The organism is Geobacillus sp. Y412MC52, from assembly GCF_000174795.2.
GTDB lineage: Bacteria > Bacillota > Bacilli > Bacillales > Anoxybacillaceae > Geobacillus > Geobacillus thermoleovorans.
Genome location: NC_014915.1, coordinates 559,226 through 580,825 on the forward strand (window position 1 = coordinate 559,226; position 21,600 = coordinate 580,825).

The 21,600-nt window shown below is 50.3% G+C and carries 18 protein-coding genes, 4 pseudogenes and 2 riboswitches; of the genes and pseudogenes, 18 read left to right on the top strand and 4 right to left on the bottom strand.

Annotated features, from left to right (window positions below; genetic code table 11):
• Positions 1-29: 29 nt before the first annotated feature.
• The gene (locus GYMC52_RS02900) at positions 30-635 is read right to left on the bottom strand and encodes a DedA family protein (RefSeq protein ID WP_013523015.1); all 606 of its coding nucleotides are present in this window, start codon (positions 633-635) and stop codon (positions 30-32) included.
• 132 nt (positions 636-767) lie between these two features.
• Here GYMC52_RS02900 and GYMC52_RS02905 point away from each other — a divergent pair.
• The 9 genes and pseudogenes from GYMC52_RS02905 to GYMC52_RS02945 all read left to right on the top strand — a co-directional run.
• Positions 768-1,100, top strand: a pseudogene (locus GYMC52_RS02905) (SpoVR family protein); the annotation flags it as partial.
• A gap of 298 nt (positions 1,101-1,398) precedes the next feature.
• A pseudogene (locus GYMC52_RS02910) lies at positions 1,399-1,602 on the top strand (helix-turn-helix domain-containing protein); the annotation flags it as partial.
• A 122-nt stretch (positions 1,603-1,724) separates the two neighbouring features.
• Positions 1,725-2,912 (top strand): IS701 family transposase, encoded by a 1,188-nt coding sequence (locus GYMC52_RS02915; protein ID WP_012820647.1) that lies wholly within the window; start codon positions 1,725-1,727, stop codon positions 2,910-2,912.
• Positions 2,913-2,953: 41 nt separating this feature from the next.
• Positions 2,954-4,624, top strand: a complete 1,671-nt coding sequence (locus tag GYMC52_RS02920; RefSeq protein ID WP_230982732.1) for an ATP-binding protein — start codon at positions 2,954-2,956, stop codon at positions 4,622-4,624.
• Positions 4,625-4,716: 92 nt separating this feature from the next.
• Complete coding sequence (locus GYMC52_RS02925) at positions 4,717-6,138, top strand: SpoVR family protein (protein ID WP_013523016.1); 1,422 nt, start codon at positions 4,717-4,719, stop codon at positions 6,136-6,138.
• 281 nt (positions 6,139-6,419) lie between these two features.
• Positions 6,420-6,578, top strand: a pseudogene (locus GYMC52_RS02930) (cytochrome ubiquinol oxidase subunit I); the annotation flags it as partial.
• Between the two features lie 66 nt (positions 6,579-6,644).
• The gene (locus tag GYMC52_RS02935) at positions 6,645-6,935 is read left to right on the top strand and encodes a hypothetical protein (protein ID WP_013523017.1); all 291 of its coding nucleotides are present in this window, start codon (positions 6,645-6,647) and stop codon (positions 6,933-6,935) included.
• Positions 6,936-7,043: 108 nt separating this feature from the next.
• Positions 7,044-7,147: riboswitch (guanidine-I (ykkC/yxkD leader) on the top strand.
• 58 nt (positions 7,148-7,205) lie between these two features.
• Complete coding sequence (locus tag GYMC52_RS02940) at positions 7,206-7,526, top strand: DMT family transporter (RefSeq protein ID WP_013523018.1); 321 nt, start codon at positions 7,206-7,208, stop codon at positions 7,524-7,526.
• Between the two features lie 332 nt (positions 7,527-7,858).
• Positions 7,859-8,113: pseudogene (locus GYMC52_RS02945) on the top strand (DUF1232 domain-containing protein); the annotation flags it as partial.
• Between the two features lie 128 nt (positions 8,114-8,241).
• Here GYMC52_RS02945 and GYMC52_RS02950 read toward each other — a convergent pair.
• Positions 8,242-9,900: an IS1634 family transposase gene (locus GYMC52_RS02950; protein ID WP_012820529.1), complete on the bottom strand. Its 1,659-nt coding sequence runs from the start codon at positions 9,898-9,900 to the stop codon at positions 8,242-8,244.
• Between the two features lie 137 nt (positions 9,901-10,037).
• Between GYMC52_RS02950 and GYMC52_RS02955 the strand changes: the two genes are divergently transcribed.
• The gene (locus GYMC52_RS02955; RefSeq protein ID WP_013523020.1) at positions 10,038-10,730 is read left to right on the top strand and encodes a TerC family protein; all 693 of its coding nucleotides are present in this window, start codon (positions 10,038-10,040) and stop codon (positions 10,728-10,730) included.
• A gap of 39 nt (positions 10,731-10,769) precedes the next feature.
• Here GYMC52_RS02955 and GYMC52_RS02960 read toward each other — a convergent pair whose 3' ends face one another.
• Entirely contained in the window at positions 10,770-11,219 is a 450-nt protein-coding gene (locus GYMC52_RS02960) for a hypothetical protein (RefSeq protein ID WP_013523021.1), read from the bottom strand.
• Between the two features lie 304 nt (positions 11,220-11,523).
• Here GYMC52_RS02960 and GYMC52_RS02965 point away from each other — a divergent pair, with 304 nt between their 5' ends.
• From GYMC52_RS02965 to GYMC52_RS02990, 6 genes are all read left to right on the top strand, one after another.
• Entirely contained in the window at positions 11,524-13,599 is a 2,076-nt protein-coding gene (locus GYMC52_RS02965; RefSeq protein ID WP_013523022.1) for a carbon starvation CstA family protein, read from the top strand.
• Positions 13,592-13,795 (top strand): YbdD/YjiX family protein, encoded by a 204-nt coding sequence (locus tag GYMC52_RS02970; RefSeq protein ID WP_011230117.1) that lies wholly within the window; start codon positions 13,592-13,594, stop codon positions 13,793-13,795. Before GYMC52_RS02965 ends, GYMC52_RS02970 begins: the two co-directional genes overlap by 8 nt.
• 153 nt (positions 13,796-13,948) lie before the next feature.
• Positions 13,949-14,872 carry a ketopantoate reductase family protein gene (locus GYMC52_RS02975; RefSeq protein ID WP_013523023.1) on the top strand — a complete coding sequence of 308 codons (924 nt, stop codon included), beginning with the start codon at positions 13,949-13,951 and terminating at the stop codon, positions 14,870-14,872.
• A gap of 133 nt (positions 14,873-15,005) precedes the next feature.
• Positions 15,006-16,673 (top strand): glycoside hydrolase family 13 protein, encoded by a 1,668-nt coding sequence (locus GYMC52_RS02980; RefSeq protein ID WP_013146267.1) that lies wholly within the window; start codon positions 15,006-15,008, stop codon positions 16,671-16,673.
• 55 nt (positions 16,674-16,728) lie between these two features.
• Complete coding sequence (locus tag GYMC52_RS02985; protein WP_013523024.1) at positions 16,729-17,265, top strand: YfiT family bacillithiol transferase; 537 nt, start codon at positions 16,729-16,731, stop codon at positions 17,263-17,265.
• A 217-nt stretch (positions 17,266-17,482) separates the two neighbouring features.
• Positions 17,483-18,688 carry an MFS transporter gene (locus tag GYMC52_RS02990; protein ID WP_013523025.1) on the top strand — a complete coding sequence of 402 codons (1,206 nt, stop codon included), beginning with the start codon at positions 17,483-17,485 and terminating at the stop codon, positions 18,686-18,688.
• 63 nt (positions 18,689-18,751) lie between these two features.
• Here the strand turns inward: GYMC52_RS02990 and GYMC52_RS02995 are convergent, their stop codons facing one another.
• Positions 18,752-19,936 (bottom strand): class I SAM-dependent rRNA methyltransferase, encoded by a 1,185-nt coding sequence (locus GYMC52_RS02995; RefSeq protein ID WP_013523026.1) that lies wholly within the window; start codon positions 19,934-19,936, stop codon positions 18,752-18,754.
• Positions 19,937-20,078: 142 nt separating this feature from the next.
• A riboswitch (TPP riboswitch) is annotated at positions 20,079-20,186 on the top strand.
• 106 nt (positions 20,187-20,292) lie between these two features.
• Here GYMC52_RS02995 and tenA point away from each other — a divergent pair.
• A complete protein-coding gene (gene tenA / locus GYMC52_RS03000; protein WP_013523027.1) occupies positions 20,293-20,976 on the top strand; it encodes a thiaminase II in 684 nt (227 codons plus the stop codon).
• A gap of 23 nt (positions 20,977-20,999) precedes the next feature.
• Entirely contained in the window at positions 21,000-21,590 is a 591-nt protein-coding gene (locus GYMC52_RS03005) for an ECF transporter S component (RefSeq protein ID WP_013146263.1), read from the top strand.
• Positions 21,591-21,600 lie beyond the last annotated feature (10 nt).

Consider the following 21,600-nt stretch of genomic DNA (forward strand, 5'->3'; position numbering starts at 1 on the left):
CGCGCATAGAGAATGAAAAACACCGGAGATTACCCCGGTGTTTTTCGCTTTTGCTGGATGTACCAATAGAAGATGGCGAAACCAAGAGCGACCAAAAAGACTGGAAATAAGAATGGACGGTAGGCATGGATGTACTGCTTGACGGCCATCCAGCGGCTTTCAAAATAGGCGCCGATCGTCAAAAAGACAGCGACCCACACCATCGCCCCGCTGTAGGCGAACAAAGCAAACTTTCTCCAACGGTAGGCGTTCATGCCGGCCCAAAAGGCGGCGAGATGCCGAACGCCGGGGATGAAATAGCAAATGAACAATACCGCTGGGCCGAGCTTCGAAAAAAGCGCTTTCGTTTGCTCGAGCCGCTTCTCCGTAAGATGAAGCTTCGGACCAAATTTATGCAAAAACGGCAGCCCGAGCGTAATCCCGAGCATATAGCTGAGCGAGATGCCAATGATGGCTCCAAGCCAGCAGGAAAGAAAAGCGAGCGGATACGAAAACGCCCCCGTTGAAACGCGGTAACCGGCATATGTCAACAGCAGCTCGTCGGGGATCGGCAGCCCGACGATGCCGAGCATCAGCGCAACCATAATGCCGATGTAGCCAAAATGTTCGATGAAATGATGCCAATATTGATGCAAACGATCACCACGCTTTATGAGAACATGCCGTGTACAACATAAATTATAACGGACGACAGGCAGAAATGGAAAGCATGGGCAATGATTCAACGTATCAAAATTTCTTTTTCCTCATACATTGTGGTAAGGGGACAGGAGCATATCGATCCATCGCTGTTGCGGCCAAAGTTGTTATGGACATGGGAAGATACGGAAGTGTACGAAGAGGAGGAGCCTCCGAAAACATCGACGCCGTACGACGATTTATGGTCGCTTGACGAGCGGAACAAACTAAAAACGCCGCCGCGAAAAAAACGGCGCAAGTTTCCGCCGCAACCGGAAAAAGATGTGCTATTGTTCATTGAAGAATACAGCCGCGAACTGGAGGATTGGCAACGCGACATTTTAACGATGATGAGCGAGGAAATGCTTTATTTTTGGCCGCAGCTGGAGACGAAAATCATGAATGAAGGATGGGCTTCGTTTCGCAAAGGAGCTTAAATGTGTAAATGTGAAATCACTTGTATACGAAAGTGATTTTTTTATTTTCTTGATGTTAAATTGTTTAAATATTGCACATTTGATTAATGGTTTACTGCATGGTTCAATAATGTTTAATTATTATGCTAAAACAACATTTGTAATCCATTTTGTCTTGGTGAACCATAAATTTCTTTGACAAATGGGAAATTGTATAATTTGTTAAATGTTAAAAGGATTGTTTCTTTTCGTTGTCAAATAATTTGTAATAAATATTAGAAATTTAAAGGAGATATATGGAAGAATGGACGCGAAGGATTTGTTTCGTATTATAGATGATGGAGAAAATGCCGAATTGGAATGTAAAGCAGCCAAAGGCGGTTTACCGAAAGATGTTTGGGAAACGTATTCTGCTTTTGCGAATACAAATGGCGGTATTATTTTGCTTGGGGTCGAGCAAAAAGGACAAGAGTTTTTCCCAGTCCATGTTGATGCAAAAAAGTTAGTTACTGTAGATGAGCAAATTCACTAACATAAATTGACAACCAAACAAAAAAGGAGACATGAACCGGACTCCTTGGGTAAAATAGATGTGCACAAAACCCATTCACACAAGGAGGTTCATGTCTCATGAATAGATTAGCACATCACCAAGGAATCCACAAGTTTTTCTTCACTTTGGGGTTGACGCTGCAGCTTTCCAAACCGGTCATCAAGCATCTCATTCATATCGTCGATGCCTTGACCACCAAGGGATTCTCGGGAACATTGACCGATATTCATCACTGGAGCTTTCATCCGAATCATCGAACGACGCTCAGTCACTTTTTCACGAAAAGCCCTTGGGATGAGGAAAGGCTGCTTGGGAAGCTTCAAGAGTGGATCCTCCGCCGAATCGAGCGCCTGGTCGAGCGAAAGAATCAGCCTCTTTTTGTCTCGATTGATGATACGATTTGCCAAAAAACGAAGCCTTCGTCACGGGCAACGCACGCCATTCAAGGGTGTGGTTGGCATTTCTCTCACAAAGATCATCAATCGGTTTGGGGGCATTCGCTCGTTTGGCTGATGGTGCACACCTTGACACAAGCGTTTCCGTTTGCGTTCCGCCTGTATGACAAGAAAGCGGGAAAAAGCAAGATCGACCTGGCCATCGAGATGCTTTCTTCGCTCAAAGTGAAGCGGGCTCAGCCGGTGTATGTGCTCATGGATTCGTGGTATCCGTCCAAAAAGCTCATTGAAGCCTGCTTGAAACAGGGATTCCATGTCATCGCCATGCTCAAGACGAACCGGATTCTCTACCCGAAAGGCATCGCCATCCAAGCCAAGCAGTTCGCCCGCTATGTCGAGTCCGAAGACACCCGCCTCGTCACGGTGGGTCAGGAGCGTTATCGCGTGTATCGCTATGAGGGGGCGATCCATGGCCTCGATGACGCGGTGGTGCTGCTGGCTTGGAAGGCGGATCAGCCGATGGCGCCGGAACATCTCCATGTCGTCTTGAGCACCGATCGGGAGCTCGGGGACGAAGACATCTTGCGTTACTATGCTCAGCGTTGGACGATCGAGTGCTTTTTCCGGCAGGCGAAAGATCAACTGAAGCTTGATGGATACCGCGTTCGCCACATTCGGGCGGTGAAACGGTATTGGGCGGTGGTGCTGCTCTCCTGCGTGTATAGCATCGCCGAATCCCGACAAAACCTCTCCGCCGGGCTGGAGCTTCTTCGGTCGCGGAAAGACCACAGCGTCGTCGAGTTCATTTATGACGCTGCGAAGCAAGATATTCCCATTGATGTGATCAAAAAACAGCTCCGTATCGCGTAAGGGGTACCCTGTTTGTCTCTCTAACCATGGAAATTATTGTAATGAAAAATGCTCATCTACAGTTAGTTAAAGACTTTTGGGATGGAATTAATAATCCACAAAGGATTAGTAAAAATATCTTAGTGGATCGAAATGTAGAAATTATTGAAGTTGATGGAAAAGAAATCGTGAAAATTTATGTTCCAAGAGCTTCACGTGAGGACAAGCCAATTTATATTGGTCATAATCCTTTTACGGGTACATATCGCCGCAATTATGAAGGAGACTATAAATGTACAAAAGAAGAAGTACAGCGAATGATAGCGGATCAATCTCCAATTCCTCAAGACAGCAAAGTTCTTCCCAATTACGGTTTACATGATTTGAATATGGAATCGGTGAGAAGTTATCGAAATCGTTTTTCCTCTTTAAAACCAGATCATCCTTGGAATGGATTAGAATTGGAAGAATTTTTATATAAAATTGGAGCTTTGGGAAGGTTACGCGAAACCAACGAGGAAGGGCTAACATTAGCTGGATTGCTCATGTTTGGGGAAGAGCGCAGTATTACAGAGTATTTACCACAGTATTTTTTGGAATATCGGGAAAAGAGTTCGGATGTGCCGGGAGAGAGATGGACAGACCGGATTATTTCTTCCGACGGCACTTGGTCGGGGAATTTGTATGATTTTTATTTTAAAGTGATCCGCAGACTAACGGATGATTTAAACATTCCTTTTCAAATGGAGGGGCTTTTTCGCAAGGATGATACAAGGGTGCACGCTGCTCTTCGTGAGGCTTTAGTCAATACGTTGGCTCATGCCGATTACTACGGGCAACTCGGAATTGTTATCGAAAAGGAAAAGATGTTATTTCGATTTTCCAACCCGGGTGTTCTTCGGATTCCTTTGCAACAAGCGCTGAAAGGTGGAATAAGTGATCCGAGAAATCCAACCATTTTTAAAATGTTTATGTTAATCGGACTCGGTGAACGAGCAGGGTCGGGGATTGAGAATATTCATTTGGCGTGGAAAGAACAACATTGGACTGCCCCGGAATTAATTGAAGAATTTCAGCCGGATCGCACGATTCTTACATTGCGAACAACTTCATTATTACCGCAGGAAAGCGTCGATTTTCTAAAAGCAGTTCTTGGGAAACATTATAAGTTTTTAACCAATGATGAAGTATTAATTTTAGTGACGGCACATCAAGAAAATTATGTGACTAATACGAGATTGCAAAGCCTGACAGATAAAAAGAGTGATGAAATAAGCAAATTATTATCCGGACTTGTGGAAAAAGGATATTTAGAACCAAATGGACAAGGAAGAGGTACAAAATATACGCTAACGGAAATGTTTCATCAAAAGTCTATAGGGAACTCCAGATATAATCGGATAAGCTCCGGACCTAACGCTGCTAACTCCGGACCTAACGAAAACGAACAAACAAAAGATCATGAAAAAGTGCTATTGGATATTTCTGAATTAGCAAGGAAGAAAAAGAGATTAAATCCTTCCGAAATGGATGAGATCATTTTAAATCTTTGTGCAATTAAGCCGTTAACGCTCAAAGAATTAAGTCAATTACTGAATAGGCAGATGGATCCTCTTCGCAAAAAGTACATTTCACGATTGCTTAAGGAAGGGAAATTAGAACCGCTATATCCAGAGCAAATAAACCATCCGAAACAAGCGTATATGACACGATCTCTTTTTAACCAGCATTAGGATATTGAAATGGAAAGCATGGGCAATGATTCAACGTATCAAAATTTCTTTTTCCTCATACATTGTGATAAGAGGAAAAAGGGGGGAGATGGATGCGGCAGGACGAGCTGAAAGAGTTGGAACGGGCGATTGCGGAAATTACGGAAATCGCAGAAGGATTTGGGCTTGATTTTTACCCGATGCGCTATGAGATTTGCCCGGCGGACATTCTTTATACGTTTGGCGCTTACGGGATGCCGACGCGGTTTTCCCACTGGAGTTTCGGGAAACAGTTTTACAAAATGAAGCTCCATTATGACTTAGGGTTAAGCAAAATTTACGAACTTGTCATTAACTCGGATCCTTGCTACGCGTTTTTGCTTGATACGAATACGCTCATCCAAAATAAGCTGATCGTCGCCCATGTGTTGGCTCACAGCGACTTTTTCAAAAACAACGTCCGCTTCAGCAACACGAAGCGCGATATGGTGGAAAGCATGGCGGCGACAGCGGAGCGGATCAAGCATTATGAACATCAATACGGAAAATTGGAAGTGGAAAAATTTTTGGATGCCGTCTTGGCCATTCAGGAGCATATCGATCCCTCGCTCCTGCGGCCGAAGCTGTCATGGACGTGGGAAGATACGGAAGTGTACGAAGAGGAGGAGCCTCCGAAAACATCGACGCCGTACGACGATTTATGGTCGCTTGACGAGCGGAACAAACTGAAAACGCCGCCGCGAAAAAAACGGCGCAAGTTTCCGCCGCAACCGGAAAAAGATGTGCTATTGTTCATTGAAGAATACAGCCGCGAACTGGAGGATTGGCAACGCGACATTTTAACGATGATGCGCGAGGAAATGCTTTATTTTTGGCCGCAGCTGGAGACGAAAATCATGAACGAAGGATGGGCGACGTATTGGCATCAGCGCATTTTGCGCGAGATGGATTTGACGAGCGATGAGGCGATTGAATTTGCGAAACTGAACGCCAACGTCGTGCAACCGTCGCGCACCGGCATCAATCCGTATTATTTAGGACTGAAAATTTTTGAAGACATTGAAGAGCGGTGGAACAACCCGACTGAGGAGATGAAAAAATACGGCGTCAAGCCGGGGTCGGGGAGGGCGAAAATTTTTGAAGTGCGCGAACTGGAATCCGACATTTCGTTTTTGCGCAACTATTTGACGAAAGAGCTCGTCATGCGCGAAGATATGTATTTGTTCCAAAAACAGGGAAAAGAATATAAAATCGTCGACAAAAACTGGGAGCATATCCGCGACCAACTCGTCAGCATGCGGGTCAACGGCGGGTTTCCGTATATCACTGTCAATGACGGCGACTACATGCGCAATGGGGAGCTGTATTTGAAGCATTGGTATGAGGGGATTGAGCTTGACTTAAAATATTTGGAAAAAGTATTGCCGTACATTTATCAACTGTGGGGACGGCCGGTTCATATGGAGACGGTTGTTGAAGAGAAGCCGATGTTGTTTACGTATGACGGGAAGACGGTGCATCGGAAGTATTTGTGATCACGAACGGCAGGGCATCCTGCTTTTTTTGTTTGTCACGACGAATATGTGAAAAACGTCGCAAATTATTCGAATTTGCGATGGATAAGAGCGGGAAGTTTATGGGATAATAAACACAACTGGTTTGTGATGTTTATCACAATTATGTCATGTAGGACTTTACGGGGGGAATGAACGTGTGGAAACGGCAAGAAACGTGGCTCATATGGATTAGTTTTTTGGCGGCAGCGGCCGTGTTCGTTTCGTTGATGGGACGGCTGTTTTCACAGTGGGGATGAAACATGCGCGAGTATGATCCAGTGTGGCTCAGCCGCGTGCTGACAGAGTTGACGCTGACGTTTCACATCATTTACGCCACGATCGGCGTTGGGATTCCGCTTATGATCGCCATTGCCCAGTGGGTCGGGATAAGGAGTAAACACAATTTCAGCGTCTTGGTAATGCATAGTTTGCCGCCAATCGCTCACACTAGCGGATGACAACGAATCAAGGAAGGGTGGGCGATCATGAAAGAAGTGTTGCAGCGTGTGAAAGAACAGTTGGAACAAGCATTTGACGAACCACGTTCGACGAGCCTTGACGGGGCGCTCCATGAGCTTGAACAATTGAAGGCGAGCGCTGGGGAGAAGAAACAAATGATTGAAGACGTCATTCGCGCCGTCGCCCATGCGCGCAATGCACGAATGGAGCTGGCCGAGGCTGGAGATGAATCGGCGGCGAACGCCTTCGCTGAGGCGTATCGGGCGCTGGATCAAGCGATTGAATCGTACAGTGGCGTCGATAACGACCCGGTGTAAGACGGATGGGGGCCCCCTCGGCCTTCATCTGTCGGAAATACGCGGAAGGCGGATGGATTGCAAGCGTTTGGCTGACGTGTTATACTGATTGGCAGTCAAGTAAATACAGGGAATGTTTTCTAGGGTTCCGCAGCTGCCTGGCAGCTGGACTGCGACCGAGAGAAAACGCGCGGCGCGGCTCGCGTACACGGAGGGACAAAAGCCCGGGAGGAGCATCGTTTCGATCGTTCTCGCGGCTTTTTTATTTTCGCTAAAAAAGGAGGACGGGGCATGGCGTGGGTTTGTTTAATAGTTGCTGGTTTGTTCGAAGTTGTATGGGCGATCGCGCTGAAATATACGAACGGGTTTGCCCGCTTTTGGCCTTCTGTTGTGACGATTGCGGGGATGGCGGCGAGCTTTTACTTTTTATCACTGGCGATAAAAACGTTGCCGATCGGCACCGCCTATGCGGTGTGGACGGGAATCGGAGCGCTCGGGGCGGCCTTGGTCGGCATGTTGTTTCTCAACGAGCCGGTCAACGCGCCGCGGGTGACGTTTTTGCTTTGCATTCTTGTCGGAGTCATTGGTTTGAAGTTTACGGCGGGGCAATAAATTGGATTCATTTCTTGTCAAGAAAAAGAGTTGACAACAGGTATAAATATTGAATATCATGGAAATATAAAAACGAATATAGTTTCTTTTGTTAAAGGGGAGTAGCTTTAACAGCAAAGTCGTCAGTTCAGGGCGCACGCCCTCGGCTTTGTTGGCAACGGCGACGTTGTTAGCGAGACCTTTACCGATGTGGGTAAAGGTCTCTTTTATTTATGAAGGCCTTTACCAAGGATGGTAAAGGTCTTCTTTCATGTCATGAAACAAAAGGGGGGAAGATAATCGTAAAAGAAGATAGGTTCGGCTTCAAAAGAACAAAAAGTGGAGGGGATGGCATGCGCAAATGGTGGAAACGGCTTCGGTTCATCGTCCATGTCCGGCGTTTTCTACCGTTTTTGTTCGAATTTTTCGTTTCTCATGAAGTGCCAATGCGAAAAAAATTGTTTTCCGTCGGTTTGCTGCTTTTGTATATAGCGCTGCCGCTTGACCTCATTCCGGATTGGCTTGCGTTGTTTGGTTTGATCGATGATTTGGCCGTCTTCCTATTTATTTTGCAACAAATCATTAACATGGCACCTATTTCATTAAAACTCACATTTCGCACCCTAACAAGGTCAAAACAAAGGATTTTTTATTTAGTTTTTCAGAATAACTTTTTGACCAACACAACGAGCGATGGCAATCCTTTTTTTACCATCGCTAGTCGTTCTGTATCATGTTAGACGTAGATGCTCTCATCCATGCCCAATCCCTGCAGAATCCTTCGCTGATCCGGGTTGAGGGAGCGATCCAGTGCGCGTTGGATGCGCCCGTCTGGCAGCTCCAGCAGGATGACGTTCACATATTGAAACAGCTGAAAAATCGCCTGTCCCGTTGGCCGGGTCAGCTTGCGGCCTCCCGCGCCCTTTAACGGGCGTTCTGGTGTGATGAACTGACGCACCCGGCGCTGAAAAACGCGGTAAATCGCCAAGGCCAAGAGAAATAGATAGCCCAATACGGCGACCCGTTCTGGTTTTTTGACATAAATCTCATCCGTGAAAAACGGATCTTTCAAAAACGCGAAGTTCATTTCCACCGAGATTTGCCCTTTATACAGCTTCAAGATCTCTTGGGCATCCATTTGTTGGCCCTTCCATTCCTTCGGAACGGTCGTGACGAGGACAAACCGGGACGCTTTCCGTCTTGCCTGTTCCCATGCCGGTTGGTCGAATTCGACGTTTAGGCGAAGGGTGTACAGCGTCTCCGTCTCGGGTTCCGCCCCTTTTTTCGGCCGTCCGCGCCGTTTTTTCGGACGCACGATCTCTTCGACCGCGGCCTCCACTCGATGAAACCGAGGGCGAAGGGACGCCTTGAGGGACGTCAAGGCTTGTTCGGCGTCTTCGCGGCAGGAGAAGGGGTGGCGCTCCCAACGGACTTGTTCCTCGCGAAGAAGCTCCGCTTCTTTGACCCGCTCTTTTTCGAGCGTTTTTCCTTTGCGCTGGTCGAGCGCGCTCGATTCGACGACGATCAGCCGAACCGGGTGGCCTTCATAGGTCGCGGCCGTTTCCCATACCCGGTACGTGGCGCCGTTTCTCTCCGCTAGGGTAAAGGGTTCGCTCCACGGGATGTGAGGCGAATCGGCCTCCGCGAGCGCCTGTTTCACGATTCGAAGCGACGAAGGGCCTCTGGTGATCAAAAAGGCACGGGCGGCTTTTGTCTGCGCCAAGGTGTCTTTCGTCATCGCGGCGGAATCGGCCACGTAAATCCATTCGTCGTCGATCTTGGCTTGTTTGAACTGTTCGTGGATCCGCGACAGCACCTCAGGATTCCACGCCTTATCCGATAGATTGCCGTCATGCACATCGCCGTAAAACGGGATGCCATCCTCGTTGCCGACCAGCCCGAAGCCGATCTGTTTTTGCCAACGGTGATGGCGGTTATAGCCATGTGTGATCTGCAAAGCCTCTAATGAGGCCGATTCATACGCTCCGTAAACAGTTTTGTCTGTCGTATCGGCGTGAAAGGCTCGGAGGGAAAGGCCTTCTTTGCGATAAATGTGAATCAAGCAAGTGCTGATGACCTTGTGAATATCGGCCTCATACAAGCGGTCGAGATGACGGGCCAAGGCATCGTCGTTCAACCAGGAAGGATGGAGACCGGGACGGATGAGTTTCTCCAGATCGATCTCCTGAGCCCATCGTTCTAAGTGAACCAGGGCTTGCCGGCCGTCAAATAGATTGTAAAGGATGGCCTGAACGGCATCGCTGACTCGCGTTTGGCACTGTGGATCGACGGGCACAAGATGGTCAATCAAGTGGGGGATGTCGAGTTTTTTGACTAGAACACTTATTATATTCAAATAACCATTACGATAGACCCCTTTGACTTTCACATTCATGAGAGAAAAACTCCTTTACGTTCCTTGTGTGTCAAGGATTCATTCGACATCGGAACAAAAAATCCTCCCGATTTTCGTCGGAAGGGTGCGAAATGTGAGTTAAAAGAAAAATATAACTTGTAAAGGGGGATTCTTCCATGGATCTGTTGTCAGCAGAGTTTTGGACGGCGTTGCTTTCGATCGTCATTATTGATCTTTTGCTGGCAGGGGATAACGCCATTGTGATCGGATTGGCGGCCCGCAACTTGCCCAAACACCAGCAAAAAAAGGCCGTTGTCTGGGGGACGGTAGGCGCTGTCGTCATCCGGGCGTTGGCGACGATTTTTGTCGTATGGCTGCTGAAAATCCCAGGGCTTTTGCTTGTCGGCGGCGTGCTGCTGGTCTGGATCGCCTATAAGCTGCTTGTTGAGGGGAAGGGACACGACGATGTTGAAGCCGGGGGAAATTTATGGGAAGCGATTCGCACGATCATCATTGCTGATGCGTTGATGGGGCTTGACAACGTGTTGGCGGTCGCTGGTGCGGCGCATGGAAGCTTTCTCCTGGTTGTTCTCGGGTTGCTCATTTCCGTTCCGATCATGGTGTGGGGCAGCACGCTCATTTTAAAATGGATCGAGCGCTTCCCGATCATCATTACGATCGGCGCTGGCGTCCTCGCCTGGACGGCGGCGAAAATGATCGTCGATGAGCCGTTTTTAAAGGCGTATTTTGCTAATCCTGTTGTGAAGTATGGATTTGAGTTGCTCGTTGTCGCTGCGGTCATTGGGGTGGGAACGATGAAAAAACGAAAAAGCGCCAAAGAGCCGCAACCGAAAGCCGCCAATGAGTAATTGGCGGCTTTTGTGGTGGGGCAATCACCAAGCGGATGGCTATTTCCATTTCAGCAGCAGAAATTGCAGCAGCCATCCAATGGAGAGCCCGGGGATGACAGATAAAATCGGCAGCCAAATCGGCCCAAAAAACACGTCGCCGATCGTCACGTGCGATGAATACATCAAGCCGACCGTCACAAAGTAGGCGGAGACGACAAACGGCAAAAACGAGTACGGCGTTTGCCCGCCGCCAGCGTCTTTAAACGCATCCCACATGGCAAAAAAGTATAAACATGGATAAAACATCAGCCATCCGATATCGACAATGCGGGCGGCCTCATCCGTACGTCCCAAAAAGCTGAGGCGGATGGCTTCATTGAAATGAGATTGGGTGTTAATCACAAATTCCAACGCAATAAACAAAATTCCTTTTATATACTTTTTGTTCAACAGTTGCCCGAATCCAGGCAAAGCAATGCTCCATAACAATGCTTCGATCGCCTTCACCTTCTCGAACCCTTTACTGAGATAATATTAGTTGATCGTTGCTTCGTCCGTTGCACCGTCAGATGGAGCTGGGGACAATCGATGGGTGCTTCATGGTCAGTTGCTGGTTAAGCCGATGGGTGCAATTACATTTTTTGCGCCAAAGACTTGTTTTATACTTTTGTGAAATAGGAATGGGGAAAAACGTTCCTATAGAACCAAACGATACGTTAGTTGAAGATGAAAAAATGTCTTTAAATTTTTCAGAATAATGAATATAATAGTGACGTAAAGGATTTTGACAAATAAAAAAGGAGGAAGCCGTGTGAAGGGGCTAAAATCGATTTTGTTATGGGGCCTGATTTCCGTCCTTGGGGCCGCAGCGTTTGCCATTTTGGCTTTAAGCCGCGGCGAATCGGTCAACGCCATGTGGCTGATCGTCGCCGCCGTCTGCACGTATGCGGTCGCCTATCGATTTTACAGCCGGTTTATCGCCCGCAAAGTGTTCGGTCTTGATGATAACCGGAAAACGCCAGCGGAAGTGTTCAATGACGGGAAGGACTATGTTCCGACGAACAAATGGGTGCTATTTGGCCATCACTTTGCCGCTATTGCGGGTGCGGGACCGCTTGTCGGACCGATTCTGGCCGCGCAGATGGGGTATTTGCCGGGGACGCTTTGGATTGTGATCGGCGTTGTGCTCGGCGGAGCGGTTCAAGACTTTGTCATTTTGTTCGCTTCGATGCGCCGCAACGGGAAGTCGCTCGGCGAAATGATTAAGGAAGAAATGGGTCCGGTGACGGGCTTGATCGCAGCGCTTGGCATTTTGGGCATTATGATTATTTTATTGGCCGTATTGGCGCTCGTTGTCGTGAAAGCGCTTGTCGGAAGCCCTTGGGGGATGTTTACGATCGCCGCAACGATCCCGATTGCGATTTTGATGGGTATTTACATGCGCTTCATCCGTCCGGGGCGCGTTGCTGAAGCGTCGCTTGGGGGATTTGTGCTGTTGATTTTGTCGATCGTGGTCGGGCAATATGTCGCGGAGCACCCGACGCTCTCGGCGATGTTTACGCTAAAAGGGGAAACGATCGCCATCTTAATGATCATTTATGGCTTTGTCGCTTCGGCGTTGCCGGTATGGCTGTTGTTGGCGCCGCGCGACTATTTGAGCACGTTCTTGAAAATCGGCACGATCGTCGGACTGGCGCTTGGCATTTTCGTCGTCATGCCGGACTTGCAAATGCCGGCGGTGACGAAATTTATCGACGGCACGGGGCCGGTGTTTGCAGGCGACTTGTTCCCGTTCTTGTTCATCACGATTGCTTGCGGCGCGGTGTCTGGATTCCACTCGCTTGTTTCATCCGGCACAACGCCGAAGATGATTGAGCTTGAAAGCCATGCGCGGCCGATCGGCTACGGCGCGATGTTGATGGAATCGTTCGTCGCTGTCATGGCGATGGTAGCGGCTTGCGTCTTGACGCCAGGGGCGTATTTTGCCATCAACAGCCCGGCGGCGGTGATTGGCACAGACGTGGCGCAGGCGGCAAAAGTGGTATCGTCATGGGGCTTCACCGTAACGCCGGATATGCTTGCGCAGCTGGCGAAAGACGTCGGCGAACAAACGGTGTTGTCGCGCACGGGCGGGGCGCCGACGTTGGCGATCGGGATGGCGCACATTTTATCGAGCGTCATCGGCGGCAAGGCGCTTATGGCGTTCTGGTATCACTTTGCTATCCTGTTTGAAGCGCTGTTCATCTTGACGACAATTGACGCCGGCACGCGCGTCGGCCGCTTTATGATCCAAGATATTATGGGGACGTTCTACAAACCGCTCGGCAAAACGGATTCGCTTGTCTCAAACTTGATCGCCACGACCCTTTGCGTACTGGCGTGGGGCTACTTCCTGTACCAAGGCGTCGTCGATCCACTGGGCGGCATCAACACGCTATGGCCGCTGTTTGGCATCGCCAACCAAATGTTGGCTGGCATCGCCTTGTTGTTTGCGACGACGGTTCTATTTAAAATGGGCAAAAAGGCATATGTTTGGGTCACGCTCGTGCCGACAACATGGCTTTTGGTCGTCACGCTGACGGCCGGGTATCAAAAACTGTTCCACGAAAATGTCAAAATTGGTTTCTTGTCGCATGCGAAAATGTTCCAAGACAGCTTGAGCCAAGGCAAAATTTTGGCGCCGGCAACGAATGAGGCGCAAATGCGGCAAATTATTATGAACGATTACATTGATGCGACATTGTGCGCGATTTTCATGCTCGTTGTGATCGCGATGCTGATCTCGGCGTTGAACATCTGGATCAAAGTGTTGCAAAACAAACATGTGCCGCTCAAAGAAGCGCCGTACGTGCCGCGTGATGGAGAAGGAGCGAAGCACTATGCCTAAATGGCTGCAAAACGTTTTGGCTTATCGCCGGCAGTTTCTTGACTTGCTTGTCGGTGTGCCGAGTTATGAAAAATATGTCGAGCATATGAAAACCCATCACCCTGGCGAGCCGATCAAGTCGCGGAAAGAGTTTTTCTGCGAGGCGCAAGAGGCGCGCTACAATGCCAAAGGCGGCAAAGTGTCGCGTTGCTGCTAGCGGACGAGAAGGAAGGAGGGGCGCGTTCCCTTCTTCCTTTTTTCTTCTTGTTCATCATCGTGGAGAAACATGTTCGATTGGCGGCATGGCTTTTGTGAAAGACGTTGGGAGCGTTGGATCAACCCTCAAGTAGAGAAAGGAGCTGTACATACGATGCGCATTCTGTTTGTCGGAGCGGGAGCGGTCGGCGGGTATTTCGGCGGCCGTCTTCTTGAAAAAGGGGTGGACGTAACGTTTCTTGTCCGCGAGCGCAGAAAACAGGAACTGGAGAAATACGGGCTTGTCATCCACAGCATCCATGGCGATGCGGTATTGGCGCCGAAATTGCTTGTTGCCGGCGAATCGGCCGAGCCATTTGATCTTGTCGTGTTCTCAAGCAAAGCGTACCATTTAGACGGCGCCATCGCCGACGCGAAACCGTATGTTGGAGAGGCGACGATGATTTTGCCGTTGTTAAACGGCATGGCCCATATGGAGGCGTTATGGAAGGCGTTCGGCCGCGAGAATGTCTTAGGCGGGCTTTGCTTTATCGAAACGACGTTAAACGAGAGAGGGGAGATCATCCAAACGAGCCCGGCGCATGAGATGCGTTTCGGTGAATGGCCAAACGGGCGGAGCGAGCGAACGGAGGTGCTTGCATCGTTGTTTGCCGGCGCCAACGCCTGCTTTCGCCTAAGCGAACAAATTGCGGTTGATATGTGGAATAAATATTTGTTCATTGCGACGATGTCGGGCGTGACGACGCTGTTCCGCGCCCCGATCGGGCCGATTCGCTCCGGCGAGTACGGGAGCGTCATCATCGACCGGCTGTTTCGCGAAATCAAAACGATCATCCAGGCGCATGGGGCGCCGTTGACCGATGAAATGGCCGAGCGGCAACGCACCCAGCTCGAACAGATCGCCCCAACGATGAAGTCGTCCATGCAGCGCGATATGGAAAAAGGACAGCTCATCGAAGCCGACCATTTGCAAGGGTATTTGCTGGCATTGGCGAAACGGCATGGCATCCATGCCCCGATGCTTGAGGCAGTATATCACAATTTAAAAATTTACGAAGCGAGCCGCGCAACGAGTTGATCAACCCCAGCCGGTTGGCAGGAGCGTGCAGCCCCGCCAACCGGCTGTTTTTTTGAGAAAAAGAGAAGTTGTTTACCGCACCAATATAGTGTACAGTTAATAGTGAAAACGTGTGCGCAAGGAGGAGGCAGCCTTGAAAAAAACATGGTGGAAAGAAGGCGTTGCGTATCAAATTTATCCTCGCAGCTTTATGGATGCCAACGGCGACGGCATCGGTGATCTTCGCGGCATCATCGAAAAGCTGGATTATTTGGTGGAGCTTGGAGTCGACATCGTTTGGATTTGTCCGATTTACCGGTCGCCGAACGCCGATAACGGATATGACATCAGCGATTATTATGCCATTATGGATGAGTTTGGAACGATGGATGACTTCGATGAATTGCTTGCCCAAGCCCATCGGCGCGGGTTGAAAATCATTTTGGATTTGGTCATCAATCATACGAGTGATGAGCATCCGTGGTTTATCGAATCGCGGTCATCGCGAGACAATCCGAAGCGCGACTGGTACATTTGGCGCGACGGCAAAGACGGGCGCGAACCGAACAACTGGGAAAGCATTTTCGGCGGCTCGGCATGGCAGTATGACGAGCGGACGGGTCAGTATTACTTGCATATTTTTGACGTCAAACAGCCCGACTTGAATTGGGAAAACGACGAAGTGCGGCGGGCGCTTTATGCGATGATCAACTGGTGGCTGGATAAAGGCATCGACGGCTTTCGCATCGACGCGATTTCCCACATTAAGAAAAAGCCGGGTCTTCCCGATTTGCCAAATCCGAAGGGGCTGAAGTACGTGCCGTCATTTGCTGCGCACATGAACCAGCCAGGGATTATGGAGTATTTGCGAGAGTTGAAAGAGCAAACGTTTGCACGATATGACATTATGACGGTCGGCGAGGCGAACGGAGTAACGGTTGATGAGGCCGAACAATGGGTCGGGGAAGAAAACGGCGTGTTTCATATGATTTTTCAGTTTGAGCATTTAGGGCTTTGGAAAAGGAAAGCCGATGGTTCGATCGATGTCCGCCGGCTGAAGCGGACGTTGACGAAATGGCAAAAAGGATTGGAAAACCGTGGGTGGAACGCGCTCTTTTTGGAAAACCACGACTTGCCTCGATCAGTGTCGACATGGGGAAATGACGGCGAGTATTGGGCGGAGAGCGCGAAGGCGCTTGGCGCGCTCTACTTTTTCATGCAAGGGACGCCGTTCATTTACCAAGGGCAAGAGATCGGGATGACGAACGTGCAATTTTCCGACATTCGCGACTACCGCGATGTCGCTGCCTTGCGTCTGTATGAACTCGAACGGGCGAACGGCCGGACGCATGAGGAAGTGATGAAGATCATTTGGCAAACCGGGCGTGACAACTCGCGCACCCCGATGCAATGGTCTGGTGCCCCAAACGCTGGATTCACGACAGGTACGCCATGGATCAAGGTGAACGAAAACTATCGTACGATCAATGTCGAGGCCGAGCGGCGCGACCCGAACTCGGTATGGTCGTTTTATCGACAAATGATTCAGCTTCGGAAAGCGAACGAGCTGTTTGTTTATGGAACGTACGATCTGCTTTTGGAAAACCACCCATCCATTTACGCGTACACAAGAACGCTTGGCCGCGATCGGGCGCTTATCATGGTCAACGTATCCGATCGTCCTTCACTTTACCGCTATGACGGCTTCCGCCTTCAGTCAAGCGATTTGGCGCTCTCGAACTACCCGGTCCGTCCGCATAAAAATGCGACGCGTTTTAAGCTGAAGCCGTACGAGGCGCGTGTATACATCTGGAAAGAATAAGAAGGAATTTGCCTTTCCGTGTGGAATGAATGAATACGGAAGGGGGATGATCAACATGGCAACGATCGATCCGATTCGCTACCCGATCGGAACGTTTCAAGCGCCGCAGCAGTTTGAGGCTGGGGAGGTGCAAGAGTGGATTGCTGCCATCCGCGGGCTGCCAAACGACTTAAGAACCGCTGTTTCCGGCTTGAACGATGAGCAGCTGAACACGCCGTATCGCGACGGCGGCTGGACGGTTGCCCAAGTCGTCCATCATTTGGCTGATGCAAGCATGAATGCGTTTTTGCGCACGAAATGGGGAGTGACGGAAGACGGCCCAACGGTGAAGCCGTTTGCGGAAAGCGAATGGGCGAAAACGGCCGATGCTTGCTCGTTGCCCATTGAACCGTCGCTTTTATTGCTTGACGGGCTGCATGCGCGATGGGCGGCGTTGCTTGAATCGATGACGGAGGCAGATTTTCACCGAACCGTTCGGCCGGAAGGGGCAGCGGGGGAGATGCCGCTGTATGTATTGACCGCGTTGTATGCATGGCATGGGAAACATCATACCGCGCAAGTTGCGTCGTTGCGCAAACGAAAAGGATGGTAAAGGCTGCCGATTCTTCGGTGGCTTTTTTCTTCATGCATCATAGAAGGATGGTGCTGCGCAAACAACAACCGGGAACCGCCGGCTGGGCGGGGCTTTTTTGTCGTCATCCTGCCGGGAGAACGGTGAAATAGCATTTTGCTTAAACGGCGGCATAGGATTATGTTATACTAACAAATATTAAGGGACACGAAATACATAGTTCGCAAGGGGGATCGGTATGGGAGCGGAGCAGCAGCCGCTTATTGCAGAACAAAAAGAAAAAATATGGACGAAAGATTTTGTTTTGATTTGTTTGGCCAATTTTTTTGTGTTTCTTGGGTTTCAAATGACGCTGCCGACCCTTCCGCTGTTTGTCAAGCATTTGGGCGGCAACGATCAGCTGATTGGCGTTGTCGTCGGTGTGTTTACGTTTTCGGCGCTCATCGTCCGTCCGTTCGCCGGCCATGCGCTTGAGACGAAAGGGCGCCGGTTTGTGTTTTTATTGGGGCTTCTCATTTTTGTCATTTCTGTCGGTTCCTACAGCTTGATCTCAAGCATTTTCCTTCTCTTTTTGATGCGGGTCGTCCAAGGAATCGGCTGGGGGTTTTCGACAACCGCTTCCGGGACGGTGGCGACGGACATCATTCCAGCGAGTCGCCGCGGGGAAGGAATGGGCTATTACGGGCTGTCCGGGAATATCGCCTTGGCGTTTGGTCCGTCGCTTGGACTTGTGCTTGCCGCTATGATTCCGTTTAGCCATCTGTTTGCCATTTGTGCGGCGCTTGGAGTCGCTTCGGTGCTGTTTGCCGCCGCGATCACGTATAAAAAAGCGGAAGCCGTGCATGGCAAAGGGGCGAACAGATGGGATTTGTATGAAAAAAGCGCTTTGACCCCGTCGTTGCTGTTGTTTTTCTTGACGGTGACGTTCGGCGGCATCGCCTCATTCTTGCCTCTATATACGGCGCAAAAACAGATCGGCGGCCTGCAACTGTACTTTTTGCTTTACGCGCTTGCCTTGATGGTGACGCGAACGTTCGCTGGCCAGTTGTATGACCGAAAAGGGCATCGAGCCGTCTTTCTCCCTGGTGCGGGGCTTATTTTGCTGGCGATGCTTCTTCTCGCTTGGCTGCCGGGAGAATGGGCGTTGCTTTTGGCGGCGGTGCTGTACGGTTTCGGCTTTGGCATGGTGCAACCGGGGCTGCAGGCGTGGTCCGTCGAGCGGGCGCCTGCCCACCGCAAGGGAATGGCGAACGCGACATTTTTCTCGTTTTTTGATTTAGGGGTCGGCGTCGGGGCGATGGTGTTTGGCCAAATCAGCCATTGGTTCGGCTATCCGAGCATTTATTTAGCTGCTAGCGGTTCGGTGCTCCTTTCGATGCTTGTCTATCTGTCGGTCTTGCATAAAGAACAATCGCTTCGCTCCAGGGAACGAAAAAACGCTTAGGGATAACCCCTAGGCGTTTTTTCTGCCCAGCAGCGCATCGAAACGGCCTTTGAGGGCGGCTCGTCACCGCCGAGAATGCACTTCGTAAATGGCGAATTTTAAGTAGTCGCCTTCTTCCGCGGCAAGGAGTTTCGGGTGGTCGTAGCCGGCGCCGTTCCAATATACTTGGCGCAGCACTTTTTTCGCGTCAAATGCCGCATCAGCGATCATCTCTTGAAATAGGTGCGGGCGGACGTGGTACGAGCAGCTTGATGTGACGAAAAAGCCGCCGTCTTTGACAAGCTTCAATCCGTTTAAGTTAATGTCTTTATAGCCGCGCAGCGCCTTCGGGACGGCATGGGCCGATTTCGCGAACGCCGGCGGGTCGATGATGACGACATCCCACTGTTTGCCGGCGCGCACCGACTCGCGCAAATAGTCGAAGGCGTTGGCGACGACAAATTCAACGTTCGTGAATCCGTTTAACGCGGCGTTCCGTTTCGCCGTTTCGATGGCATGTTCAGAAATATCGACGGCAGTAGCATGTTTTGCCCCATACAGACAAGCGTTTAGCATAAACGAGCCGGTATGGGTGAAGCAGTCGAGCACGGTCGTCTCCGGACCGATGAGCGGACGAAGAGCGGCGCGGTTTTGCCGTTGGTCGAAGAAAAAGCCGGTTTTTTGTCCGTTTTCAATATCGACGATGTATTTCACGCCGTTTTCCTCGATTTCGATTTCCGTTTCCGCTTTCCCGTACCAAAAGCCTTTTTCTTGTTTGAGACCCTCAAGCTCCCGAACGGACACATCGTTGCGCAAATAAATGGCCCTTGGGGCAAACACGTCAAGCAAGCCGCGCAAAATCCAGTCTTTCCGCCTTTCCATGCCGAGCGCCAAAATTTGCACAACAAGCACATCTTCATATTTGTCGACGATCAATCCGGGCAAAAAGTCGGCTTCGCCATAGACGGCGCGGCAGGAGCGAACGCCGGGAATCATCCGTTCACGGTACGCCCACGCCTGACGGATGCGGTCGATGAAAAAGCGCTCATCGAGTTCATCGTTTGGGTTTTGCGTCAAGACGCGGACGATGATTTGCGAAGCGGGGTTGATATATCCTTTCGCCAGCCAATAACCTTGATGATTGTAAACGTCAACGAAGTCGCCCGGCGTCGCATCGCCTTCGATGCGGTCGACTTCACTTTGAAAAATCCATGGATGCCCTTGCTCAAGCCGTTTTTTCCGTTCTCTTTTCAGGATGACCTTCGCCATCGTTTCCACTCCCATTCCGTCGTCAATTGCTGCGTTTCCATCATAGCGGATTGCAACGCATAGCGCAACGTCGGAGAAAAAAAGATTGACAATCGTTCGTGCCATGGTATGATTAAGTGTAAAGAAAACTGAAAATTGCACCATCATCCACTAGGGGGGCCTTTAGAAAGGCTGAGATCAAAGTGTGCCTTTGAGACCCTTAGCACCTGATCTGGGTAATGCCAGCGTAGGGAAGTGGAGGAGCAGCACAGCAAGGCTAGGCTTTGCCTGGCCAACGTCGCATGCCCACGCCGCTTTCTTTACGCCAATCGGCAAAGGAAGCGGCGTTTTTATTTTGCCAAAAAGGGGGAAAACGAATGTCATTTGCCAAACAATTGCGCCAAGCGGCCGATCCGATCTGGCAGGCGAGTTTCCGCCATCCGTTTGTTCAGGAGCTTGGCCAAGGGACGCTTGCGCGCGAGAAGTTTCGCTATTACGTGATGCAAGATGCCTATTATTTGCGCCATTTTGCCCGCGTGCAGGCGATCGGGGCGGCGAAATCGCCGGATTTGGCGACGACAGCCCGGTTGGCGCACCATGCACAAAGCACGTGCGAAGCCGAGCTTTCGCTGCATGAAACGTTCGCCGAGCTCTTGGGCATTACGGAAGAGGAAAGGGCGGCGTTCATTCCGGCGCCGACGGCGTACGCCTATACGTCGCACATGTACCGCGCGGCGTACGAAGGGCATCTCGGTGATGTTATCGCCGCCATTTTGCCGTGCTACTGGCTGTATTACGAAATTGGCGAGCGCTTGAAAACGTGCCGCCCGAACGATCCGATTTATGAAAAATGGATCGGCACCTACAGTTCGGACTGGTTCCGCTCGCTTGTGGAAGAGCAAATCGCGCGGCTTGACGACATCGCTGACGCGGTCACCGAAGAGGATCGCCATCGGATGAAGCGGCATTTCCTCATCAGCAGCGAATATGAGTACGAGTTTTGGGAGATGGCGTATCGGCTTGAGCAGTGGCCGTCGGCTGAATTGGCGGCGAGCCGTTGACGTGAGACAAGGAGGAGAACAGGATGGAAGTGAAGACAAAAGGGTTAAAATTGGCGGATATTTTAACGACGATCGTCATTGCGATTGTGTTTGGCATTATTTACAAATTATGGGGCCCGCTATATAGCGCGGTGGGAGCAGTAGGGTTTCATCTCGATCAACTCATTTACGGCATGTGGTTTATCGCCTCCTCGCTCGCTTATTTGCTCATTCGCAAGCCAGGGGTGGCGTTGCTCGCGGAGATTGCGGCTTCGTCCGGCGAGCTGATCATGGGATCGCAATGGGGGCTTGAAGTGCTCATTTACGGGGTCGTTCAAGGGCTGTTTGCCGAGCTCGTCTTTGCCGCCTTCCGCTATCGGCGCTTTGATACGTTCGTTGTATCGCTCGGCGCGGTCGGGGCGACGATTGGCTCGCTCATCATGGACTTTTACAAAGGCTATATTGAGGCGCTCGCCCCATGGAATATGGCGCTCTTTTTGCTGGCGCGTTTTATCGGCGCCATCCTCATCTCCGGCGTGCTTGCTGTTTCATTGGCGAAAGCGCTCGAAAAAACCGGAGTGACGCAAATGTGGCGGCCGGCTTCAAAAGACGATTACGATGCGTTGAACCGGTAAGGCGGCGAAT